This window comes from Vibrio sp. V38_P2S17PM301 (genome assembly GCF_009904845.1).
Taxonomy (GTDB): domain Bacteria; phylum Pseudomonadota; class Gammaproteobacteria; order Enterobacterales; family Vibrionaceae; genus Vibrio; species Vibrio proteolyticus.
In genome coordinates this window covers 25665-35509 of sequence record NZ_WXWO01000070.1, presented here as the reverse complement: position 1 = coordinate 35509, position 9845 = coordinate 25665, and the positions used below count along the sequence as shown (strand labels likewise).

Here is a 9845-nt window from a genome sequence, read left to right as displayed (position 1 = left end):
CAAGTACAGGAATCGAGAATTTTGGTGTCGAGGGTATTATGTCGATACGGTAGGAAAAAACACCGGCAAGATACAAAGTTACATAAAGCACCAACTAGAACAGGATAAAATGGGAGAGCAATTGTCGATCCCGTATTCAGGTAGCCCGTTTACGGGCCGCAGGAAATAGTCATATGCAAATGTCAGATCACTACGCGCCTGCTAGGGCGCTGCCAGTAGGAGAGCCTTATAGGCGCATATGAAAAACCACCGGCTATGCCGGTGGATACTTTTTTTTTCTAGGCGAGTCCCTGAATGATCACAAATTTCTCTAACAGCTGTTCTTCTGTTTCAATGTGATTCGGATCAGTGATGATGCATTTTGTAATTGGGCATACGGACTGACAGGTCGGCTTCTCATAATGCCCTTTACATTCGGTACACAGAGCCGGGTCAATCTCGAAAATGGATTCGCCCATCGAAATGGCACCATTGGGACACTCTGGGTCGCACATGTCACAGTTAATGCATTTATCCGTGATCAGCAGAGCCATCGTTAGTTACCTGTTGGATTGCGAGTATCTTGGCCAGAATTGAGGTTACGCATCAGCAGACCATAGTTCAGGTCCATGTCTTCTGGAACCGGAATGTAGACAAAGTGGCCGTTGCCTTTCGCATCGTCAATGGCTTGTCCTTTGCGGTTTTCCATCGCTTCAAGGGTAAAGACGACATTGCCTTTTGGAGTCATCAACTCCAGGCTGTCGCCAATCAAAAACTTGTTTTTGACTTCCACTTCCACCATGTCACCGCGACGCTTGCCTGTGAACTCTCCGACAAACTGCTGAGCATCTGAAACGGAATAGCCGTAATCGTAGTTCTGATAGGCATCATGGGTATGACGGCGTAGGAAGCCTTCGGTATAACCACGGTGTGCCAGACTTTCCAGTGTACTCATCAGGCTCTCGTCAAACGGTTTACCGGCAACGGCATCATCGATTGCTTTGCGGTACACCTGCGCGGTGCGCGCACAGTAGTAGAACGATTTGGTCCGCCCCTCAATCTTAAGAGAGTGGACCCCCATTTTGGTCAGGCGTTCAACGTGCTGAATTGCGCGCAGATCTTTGGAGTTCATGATATAAGTTCCGTGCTCATCCTCAAACGCCGCCATTTTTTCTTCCGGACGGTGGCTTTCAGACAGCAGCACTACATCGTCTATCGGCTTACCACGGCCAATGGTGGTTTCCGGACGTTCATCCTGCACTTCAATGGATTGAGCTGCATTGGGATCGAATTCTTCGACGATCTGGCCAGAGTCGTCTTCTTTGCCTTTTTCGACCTTATACTCCCAGCGGCATGCGTTGGTGCAAGTGCCCTGGTTTGGGTCGCGTTTATTGATGTAGCCAGACAACAGGCAACGGCCGGAATAGGCCATACACAGAGCGCCGTGCACGAACACTTCTAATTCGGTCTCCGGACAGTGTTCTCGGATCTCTTCGATTTCTTCCAGAGACAATTCGCGAGACACAATCACACGTTCAACGCCATTGGCGGCCCAGAACTTGACGGTTGCCCAGTTGACTGCGTTGGCTTGCACTGAGAGATGAATTGCCATCTCTGGGAAGGCTTCACGAACCATCATGATTAAGCCTGGATCAGACATGATCAGAGCGTCCGGGCCCATCTCAACAACGGGTTTCAGGTCACGAATAAAGGTTTTCAATTTCGAGTTGTGTGGCTGAATATTACAGACCACATAGAATTTCTTACCTTGCTCGTGGGCTTCATCGATGCCGATTTTGAGGTTTTCGTGATTGAACTCGTTGTTGCGTACGCGCAGGCTATAACGAGGTTGACCGGCGTACACGGCATCTGCGCCATAAGCAAATGCATAGCGCATATTTTTCAGGCTGCCTGCTGGTGACAGCAGTTCAGGAACGAATGGTGTTTCAGTTGTCATTGCTTCTTTCTCTTAATCTGATCTCAAGTCAGGCTGATTCCACCTTATGGAATCAGGGGGCGCAAATTTTACGTGAAAACGTGATCCTTGACTAGGAAAATATCACTAGTAAAAGTCCGGGTATAAAAAAGGCCCCCGAGTCGGGAGCCTGATATGTCAGCATTGCTATTACGCATTCGGATGAGGTAAGCCACCCAGTGCGTCATAGAGGTTAGGCAGAAACGCACTCATTTCACCGCACATCAGTGAAAAATCGGCATCAAAACGTGCTCCTGCGTCTTCGCGTGGAATATCTTCATTCTGATCTTTCAGTTCATCGGAAAATTTCAGGCGCTTGATGCTGCCGTCATCGGCCAGAATAAACTCGAGACGTTCTTGCCAGCTCAGAGCCAGTTTAGTCACCAGTTTATTGGCGTCGATGTGGCTTTGGATCTCATCGGCTGTCAGTTCTTGTTTTTTACAGCGGATCACGCCGCCATCTTCCATGGCAGATTTCAGCTCCGCTTCGTCAAGCATGCTGAATCCTTGTGGTGCATCACCATTTTTCACCCATTCGGTCAGGGTGTTTTCCACAGGAGCGTCTGGAATTGCTGGGACGACGGGTAAGCTACCCATGGTTTTACGCAGCAGCGCCAGAACATCTTCGGCTTTTTTATAGCTGCTGGCATCAACCAGAATAAAGCCCCCTTGAGGCATGATCAGAACAAAGGTCAGTTGGCTGCGGCTAAATGCGCGCGGCAGAAGATCAATGATGATGTCTTCTTTCAGGTTGTCTTTTTCTTTCTTTTTCAGCGGACGACCTTCCTCGACTTCCATCGCGTCCACTTTGGCGTTAAGTGATTCTTTTATCACCGAAGCCGGCAGCATTTTTTCTTCTTTTTTGGCACAGATCAGGATGCGGTTGTCCGACACGTGAGTCATCATATCGCCGTGTTTGCCCATTGCGGTTACCCAGCCGAATTTCTGTTTATCTTGACTACCACATGGTGTGAAACGGAACTCAGCCAGCTGTGTTTCCAGTTGGTCAGCATTGAATTCGATATCGCGATTAAAGCGATACACTAAACAGTTTTTAAACCACATACTTTTTCTCTTACCTGAAAGTGACTGCCAATTTTAGGCAATTTTGCGCCGCTTGTCTTAAGTTATCACAATGAATTTGATACGAAACTTATATGAAAATTTGTTTGCAAAGGTCACAAAAGTGTCATAATTGATCTTGATAATGCATAGCGTCGATTAAACACAAAGGTTACTCAATTATGTCTAGAAGGATTCTGGTTGTTGAAGACGAAGCGCCGATTCGTGAGATGCTGTGCTTCGTACTTGAACAAAAAGGTTACCAAGCAGTGGAAGCCGAGGACTACGACACTGCGGTAAACAAATTGGCTGAACCCTTCCCTGATTTAGTGCTGCTTGACTGGATGTTGCCTGGCGGCAGCGGCATCAACTTTATCAAACACATGAAGCGCGAAGAGCTGACCCGCAACATACCGGTGGTGATGCTGACGGCACGTGGTGAAGAAGAAGACAAAGTCCGGGGCCTGGAAGTGGGCGCGGATGATTACATTACCAAACCTTTCTCACCCAAAGAGCTGGTCGCACGCCTCAAAGCGGTTATTCGCCGCGTGACCCCCACGGCATTGGAAGACGTAATTGATGTTCAGGGACTGAAGTTGGATCCGGTATCACACCGCGTCACCGCGAATGACACCCCGCTCGATATGGGCCCGACAGAGTTTAAGATGCTGCATTTCTTTATGACTCACCAGGAACGTGTTTACAGCCGTGAGCAACTGTTGAATAACGTCTGGGGGACCAATGTGTATGTAGAAGATCGCACGGTCGATGTGCATATCCGTCGTCTGCGCAAAGCGCTGGAAGTGGCTGGTCACGACAAACTGATCCAGACCGTCCGTGGCGCCGGCTACCGTTTCTCTACGAAAGCATAAGGTTGTGGCTAAGGAATTGAATGGTTGAACGATTAACCTGGAAAAAGCTGGCATGGGAGCTGGCTTTTTTTTACTCCCCCTGGCTCATCGTCGGGTGGATTTTTGGCTATATGCCGTGGCTGCTGTTGGCAGCTACGGCTTTGCAGCTTGTATGGCATCTGCACAATCAGATGCGTCTCTCGGCGTGGCTGTGGGACGAAAAGCGGCTGACGCCTCCGTCGGGATCGGGAAACTGGGAATACCTGTTTAACGGTATTTACCGACTGCAGCAGCGTCAGCGTCGCAAGCGAAAAGAACTGACCAATTTGATTCGCCGCTTTCGTAACGGAGCGGAATCGCTGCCGGACGCGGTGGTGGTGTTTCGCGACGAAGGTAATATTGTCTGGTGCAACCGCCTGGCTCAGCATCTGTTGGGCTTTCGTTGGCCGGATGATGCCGGACAACCGATTTCGAATCTCATCCGTACCCCAGATTTTATCAAATACCTCGGAAAGAAAGATTTCGCAGAGCCATTGGAGATGCGCTCCCCCCTTAACGTGGAACGTATGTTAGAACTGCGTATCGTACCGTATACCGAAGGCGAACACTTGATGGTCGTGCGTGATGTCACCCAATTGAAACAGTTGGAAGGCATGCGCCGCAACTTCTTTGCCAACGTCTCTCATGAATTGCGTACACCGATGACGGTACTGCAAGGCTATCTTGAAATGACCGAAGATCCGGACATGGTTGTTGGCCCGATGTGGAGTAAAGCACACGGTGTCATGACCGAACAGCTCAACCGGATGAACAGTTTGGTCAATCAGTTACTGACCCTGTCAAAAATCGAGGCGGCGCCAATGCACGAGTTAGACGAAGTGGTCAATGTGCCGGAGATGCTCCAGGTATTGGAAAAAGAAGCGCTTAGTTTAAGCGGTGATCACGCGCACCGGCTGCATTTTGATGTCGACAGCAGCTTGCGGGTACTTGGCGATGACGATCAGCTTCGCAGTGCCATTTCCAATCTGGTGTACAATGCGGTCAAATACACCCCAGCGGGCGCCGAGATCAATGTACGCTGGTTCCAGACTGCTCAGGGGGCTTGTCTGGAGGTGGAAGACAGTGGCGAAGGCATAGAGCCGCAGCACATTCATCGCCTGACCGAGCGCTTCTATCGGGTCGACAAAGCGCGCTCGCGGGATACCGGAGGCAGCGGCCTGGGTCTGGCGATCGTTAAGCACGCACTCAGTCATCACGATTCACATCTGGATATTCACAGTGAGGTCGGTGTTGGCAGTAAGTTCTCGTTTATCCTGCCTAGCCGGTTGATAGTGAAATGATGTACACACGCTTTATGACAGGCGCCGCCGTGGTGTTGACGCTCTTGAGCGCGCCAATTGAGGCCCAGCAGCCGGTGACGTTAACGCCTTATATCAAAACGCCGGGTATCTCAGGCAGCCTGTCATCGGTCGGCTCGGATACATTGGCGGGGATGATGACGCTTTGGGTTGAAGAGTTCAAGCGTCTTTATCCCAATGTGAATGGTCAGGTGCAGGCATCTGGGTCCTCTACAGCCCCTCCGGCATTGACCGAAGGCACCGCTCAGTTTGGTCCCATGAGCCGGCCGATGCGTAACCGAGAAATCGAGTCGTTTGAACGCGCACGTGGCTATCGTCCAACCGCGCTGCGGGTGGCGATTGATGCCATCGGCGTGTTTGTCCAACGCGATAATCCAGTGCAAGGATTGAACTTTCGTCAGTTAGACGCGATTTTCTCTTCTACATTACGCTGCGGTGAAACCCGTCCAATTACGACCTGGTCTCAACTCGGGCTGGAATATGAATGGGCCAAACGTGGGATTCAAATGTTTGGACGCAATTCGGTTTCCGGCACGTACGGCTATTTCAAGCAAAATGCCTTGTGTGGGGGGGATTTTAAGAACAACGTCAATGAGCAGCCAGGCTCGGCCTCTGTGGTTCAGTCGGTGGCGTCATCCATCAATGCGATTGGCTATTCTGGTGTCGGGTACCGGGTCTCGGGCGTGAAACTGCTGTCAATCAGCCGGGATGGCACGGACTATGTGGCACCAACGCAGCAGAATATTCTCAGTGGCGACTATCCGCTGTCTCGTTACCTGTATGTGTACATCAACAAAGAACCGCACAAGCCCTTGTCCCCTCTGCAACGCGAGTTTGTTCGTTTTATCTATTCTCAACAAGGACAGGCGATTGTGGTGAAAGACGGGTATATGCCCATTTCGCCGGAAGTGGCGCAGCAGGAGCTGAAGAAGTTAGGCATCGAATAAAAAATGCTGGCAAGGCCAGCATTTTTTTAAAAGCGCAGCTCCCAGCCCGCCGATCGCCAGTACTCTTGCTCAGACTGTAAATCGGCATCCAGCAGCTTATTGTTTTCCAGCCAGTGCTCGTCTGGGCAGGTGAGAGTCCAGCTGTCATCGTCGACGCTCAGCCTCAGTTCAGGGAGTGGATCGTCGCTGCGCTGACCATTCAGCAGGATCGCCAGGCGCAAAATCCGGATCAGGCTGATGATGTGTTTTTTCTTAAACAGGGTAAAATCTTCGAGATCATTGAGTTTAAGCGCTTTACGATGAAAGCGTGCCAGCATGGCCATCACCAGTTGCTGTTCATGGTTGAACCCCGGCATGTTGGTATGGCGCAGGATGTAAGCCGAATGACGGTGTACTCCCTGTAGGCTGATACTCAGCCCGACCTCATGCAATAAGGCACTCCATTCGAGTAAATCAAACAGCTCTGACTGCTTGCCCATGCCTAGTGCATCAGCCACTTGATCGAGAAATTCACGTGCCTGACCTTTGACTTTAGCGGCGTGCTCTAAATCGACGTTGTGTTTTTGTGCCAGCGCTTCGGTGGTGCGCATCCGGATATCGAGGCGCTTAAAACGATCTTCCATTTCATACAGCAGGCCTTCACGCAAAGCGCCTTCAGAAAAGTGCATCTCTTCAATCCGCAGGGCCAGAAAAATAGCGTGTAAAATCGCCACACCTGCAGCAAACACTGGTTTACGTTCGTCGGTTAAACCTGACAGGGTGATGTCGTCGATGGTGTGCCACTCACACAGCTTTTCTATCAGCTTTTCCAGCCGTTTGGCGTTGATAAAACCATCATCGTAACCAAGGCCGATCAGCACTTCTCGGATCGCTTTGATCGTGCCCGATGACCCAAGTGCAATGTCCCAGCCTTTTTTACGATAGCGTGAGGAGATCGACTCGAGTTTTTGCTCCGCTGCGAGAGTGGCTTTGGCAAAGTTCTTTTTCGACAGTTTGCCGTTGGCAAAGTAGCGATCTGTGTAACTAACGCACCCCATCTGTTTACTGTTGACCAGATCGGCCGCAAAGCCTTTGCCGATCACCAGCTCGGTGCTGCCTCCTCCAATATCAATCACCAATTTTGAATCGGACTCGGGCTGAGTATGGGCGACGCCTTGATAGATCAGACGCGCCTCTTCTTCACCCGGAATGATTTCGATGGGGAAGGGCAGAACCTCAAGCGCCCGCTGGAGAAAGATGTGAGCGTTGTTGGCTTGACGCAGAGTGTGCGTGGCCGCAATACGAACATTTTCCGGGCTGAACCCCTGCAATCGCTCGGCGAACATAGCCAGACACTCCAGACCGCGTTCGATCGCGGCGTGGTCGAGGTTTTTCTGCCCATCCAGGCCTGACGCCATACGGACACGCTGTTTGTGGCGGCTTATCAGCTGCAGATCCTGGCCGACGACCTTGGCGACCACCATGTGGAAGCTGTTGGAGCCGAGGTCTATCGCTGCGATATCTCGGGTATCAGTGGGGTGATTCATTCGTGTTTAACTGCTCTCTACGTTTTTTAGTCTGCTTTTCTACATTTTTAAGATAGTCATAGATGGCAATTTGCGAACGGACTTTTTTGCGATTTCCGCGCGGTACGTAAGTATTGCTCATCTCTTTGTCTATCCAACGCGCTTTTACAGTATCAGTGAAATGAATGTCAATGATGTCAATAATGCGTTGTTTCAGGCGTGGGTCACGAATAGGCGCTGCGACCTCAATGCGATGATCGATGTTGCGGGTCATCCAGTCTGCTGAGGAAATGTACACCAGCGGGTCACCGTCATTGTGGGTGATGAGCACTCTGGGGTGTTCGAGGAAGCGATCGACAATGCTGATGATTTTAATGTTATCACTGACCCCCTCCACGCCTGGGACCAGAGAGCACATACCGCGGATGATCATGTTGATCTCCACGCCGGATGCACTGGCGCCATAGAGCTTGTTCACCAGTCCTTTATCGACCAAATTATTCACTTTGAGGGTAATGGCGGCCTTTTTGCCAGCGCGAGCGTTAGCGGTTTCGGCGTCGATCAGTCGGTAGAGCTGCTTACGGGCATTGCGCGGCGACACCAACAGGTGGTTGAAGCGCACTGGCCGGTAAGGGTTTTCAATGTAACCAAACACATTGCGTACTTCATTGGTTAATTCAGGATCGGCGGTCAGCAGGGAGAAGTCGGTGTAAAGCCGCGCGGTTTTTTCATGGAAGTTACCCGTGCCGATATGAGCATAACTCACCAACTCTTCGTCTTCGCGACGGGTGATCAGCAGCAGTTTGGAGTGAATTTTTAACCCTGGTGCACCAAACACGACATGGACGCCGGCTTCGGTCAGGACGCGTGACCATTCAATATTGGCTTCTTCGTCGAACCGGGCCTGAAGCTCCACCACCACCGTCACGCTTTTGCCGTTGTGTACCGCGTCGATGAGTGAATTCATCAAACGTGAATCTTTGGCTACCCGGTAGATGTTGATTTTGATGCTCAATACTTTGGGATCGAACGACGCCTGGCGCACCAGTTCGGTGATGTGCTCAAAGGTGTGATAAGGGTAATAGAGCAAAATGTCCTGCGCGCGGATGGCGTCGAATTTATTGGCGTAGCCGTCAAAATCGGCACATTTCATCGGCGGCAGTGGCCGGTTTTCCAGATAATCACGACCAACATTCGGAAAGCCGATAAAATCCTTAAAATTATGGTAGCGCCCCCCTGGGATCAGACTGTCGTAGTTGGAAATTTGCAGCTTGTTGCAAAGCAGGCTCAACATGGCTTCGGGCATGTCCGTCTCGTAGACAAAACGCACCGGCATGGCACTCAGGCGTTGCGCCAGGCCTTCGGACATCTGCTCCAGCAGGCTGTGTTCCACCTCATTACTCAGATCGTATTCCGCATCCCGGGTCATCTTCATGGCGTAACCGTTGAGCTCGTCGTATTCAAAAAAGCCCTGAAATATGTCATCGAAACAATGACGGATAATATTATCCAGCAGAATGATGGTCTTGCGCCGTTTACCTTTTTGCTCTGGTACCATGACAAAGCGTGGCAAGTGATCGGTTGGAATTTCCAGCAGTGCGTATTGTCTGTTTTCTCCCTTCCGCAACTCGACGGCAATATAGGCATATTCGTCTTTGAGAAACTCAAGCACATCAATTTCGTCACTGATCAGCAGCGGAGTGAGGTGAGGCAAGACTTCATTACGGAAGTATTTTCGGATCCACTTTTGTTGGGTTTCGTTGAGTTGGGTTTCATTTACCAGGAAGATCCGCCGGCGGGCCATTTCCATGATCAGCTCACCGTATAACTCATCGAAACGTTGGTTGAGTTTGAGGGCCTTGTTTTGCATTTTGGTCAGCAGGTGTTTGGAGTTGTCGTTGACGCCGCGATCCTGGTTGATCAAAATGCGACGCTTGACGTCGGAAAAGCGAACTTTATAAAACTCATCCAGGTTGTTGGAAAAAATACCCAGAAAGCGGATGCGCTCGATCAATGGGACGGATTTATCAGCGGCTTCTTGCAGCACCCGCTCGTTAAATGACAACCAACTCAACTCTTTTTCAATATACAGTTTCTCAGCACTCATCTTTACCTTTCCAACCCCAAGCAGCCATTATTGACTAAAAACGCAACTTGTTAAGCAACTT

8 protein-coding genes and 1 pseudogene are annotated in these 9845 nt (G+C 50.5%); 4 read left to right on the top strand and 5 right to left on the bottom strand.

Translation table 11 applies throughout. From position 1 onward, the window contains the following. Positions 1 to 169, top strand: a pseudogene (locus CAG64_RS15345) (IS200/IS605 family transposase); the annotation flags it as partial. A 109-nt stretch (positions 170 to 278) separates the two neighbouring features. Here the strand turns inward: CAG64_RS15345 and CAG64_RS15340 are convergent. From CAG64_RS15340 to rdgC, 3 genes are all read right to left on the bottom strand, one after another. Further along, entirely contained in the window at positions 279 to 533 is a 255-nt protein-coding gene (locus CAG64_RS15340; RefSeq protein ID WP_021706571.1) for a YfhL family 4Fe-4S dicluster ferredoxin, read from the bottom strand. Positions 534 to 535: 2 nt separating this feature from the next. Next, positions 536 to 1936, bottom strand: a complete 1401-nt coding sequence (gene trhP, locus CAG64_RS15335) for a prephenate-dependent tRNA uridine(34) hydroxylase TrhP (protein WP_021706572.1) — start codon at positions 1934 to 1936, stop codon at positions 536 to 538. Between the two features lie 168 nt (positions 1937 to 2104). After that, on the bottom strand, positions 2105 to 3019 hold the full coding sequence (gene rdgC, locus CAG64_RS15330) for a recombination-associated protein RdgC (protein ID WP_161457241.1): 915 nt from the start codon (positions 3017 to 3019) through the stop codon (positions 2105 to 2107). 179 nt (positions 3020 to 3198) lie between these two features. On the opposite strand from rdgC, the gene phoB reads away from it, so the two are divergent. The 3 genes from phoB to CAG64_RS15315 are packed head-to-tail and all read left to right on the top strand — an operon-like array spanning position 3199 to position 6172. Then, complete coding sequence (gene phoB, locus CAG64_RS15325; protein ID WP_021706574.1) at positions 3199 to 3888, top strand: phosphate regulon transcriptional regulator PhoB; 690 nt, start codon at positions 3199 to 3201, stop codon at positions 3886 to 3888. 20 nt (positions 3889 to 3908) lie between these two features. Then, on the top strand, positions 3909 to 5207 hold the full coding sequence (phoR, locus tag CAG64_RS15320; RefSeq protein ID WP_161452766.1) for a phosphate regulon sensor histidine kinase PhoR: 1299 nt from the start codon (positions 3909 to 3911) through the stop codon (positions 5205 to 5207). After that, positions 5207 to 6172, top strand: coding sequence for a PstS family phosphate ABC transporter substrate-binding protein (locus CAG64_RS15315; RefSeq protein ID WP_443084067.1), 966 nt, complete (start codon positions 5207 to 5209; stop codon positions 6170 to 6172). The genes phoR and CAG64_RS15315 overlap by 1 nt, the downstream gene beginning before the upstream one ends. 26 nt (positions 6173 to 6198) lie before the next feature. On the opposite strand, the gene ppx is transcribed toward CAG64_RS15315, so the two are convergent. Together ppx and ppk1 are read right to left on the bottom strand one after the other, a co-directional pair. After that, a complete protein-coding gene (ppx, locus tag CAG64_RS15310) occupies positions 6199 to 7698 on the bottom strand; it encodes an exopolyphosphatase (protein ID WP_161457242.1) in 1500 nt (499 codons plus the stop codon). Next, entirely contained in the window at positions 7682 to 9784 is a 2103-nt protein-coding gene (ppk1, locus tag CAG64_RS15305) for a polyphosphate kinase 1 (protein ID WP_161457243.1), read from the bottom strand. Before ppk1 ends, ppx begins: the two co-directional genes overlap by 17 nt. Positions 9785 to 9845: the final 61 nt, after the last annotated feature.

Excerpts from the sequence above, each read along its gene's own strand:
- CAG64_RS15340 (WP_021706571.1), bottom strand. The coding sequence starts at position 533 with ATGGCTCTGCTGATCACGGATAAATGCATTAACTGTGACATGTGCGAC.
- trhP (WP_021706572.1), bottom strand. The coding sequence starts at position 1,936 with ATGACAACTGAAACACCATTCGTTCCTGAACTGCTGTCACCAGCAGGC.
- rdgC (WP_161457241.1), bottom strand. The coding sequence starts at position 3,019 with ATGTGGTTTAAAAACTGTTTAGTGTATCGCTTTAATCGCGATATCGAA.
- phoB (WP_021706574.1), top strand. The coding sequence starts at position 3,199 with ATGTCTAGAAGGATTCTGGTTGTTGAAGACGAAGCGCCGATTCGTGAG.
- phoR (WP_161452766.1), top strand. The coding sequence starts at position 3,909 with ATGGTTGAACGATTAACCTGGAAAAAGCTGGCATGGGAGCTGGCTTTT.
- CAG64_RS15315 (WP_443084067.1), top strand. The coding sequence starts at position 5,207 with ATGTACACACGCTTTATGACAGGCGCCGCCGTGGTGTTGACGCTCTTG.
- ppx (WP_161457242.1), bottom strand. The coding sequence starts at position 7,698 with ATGAATCACCCCACTGATACCCGAGATATCGCAGCGATAGACCTCGGC.
- ppk1 (WP_161457243.1), bottom strand. The coding sequence starts at position 9,784 with ATGAGTGCTGAGAAACTGTATATTGAAAAAGAGTTGAGTTGGTTGTCA.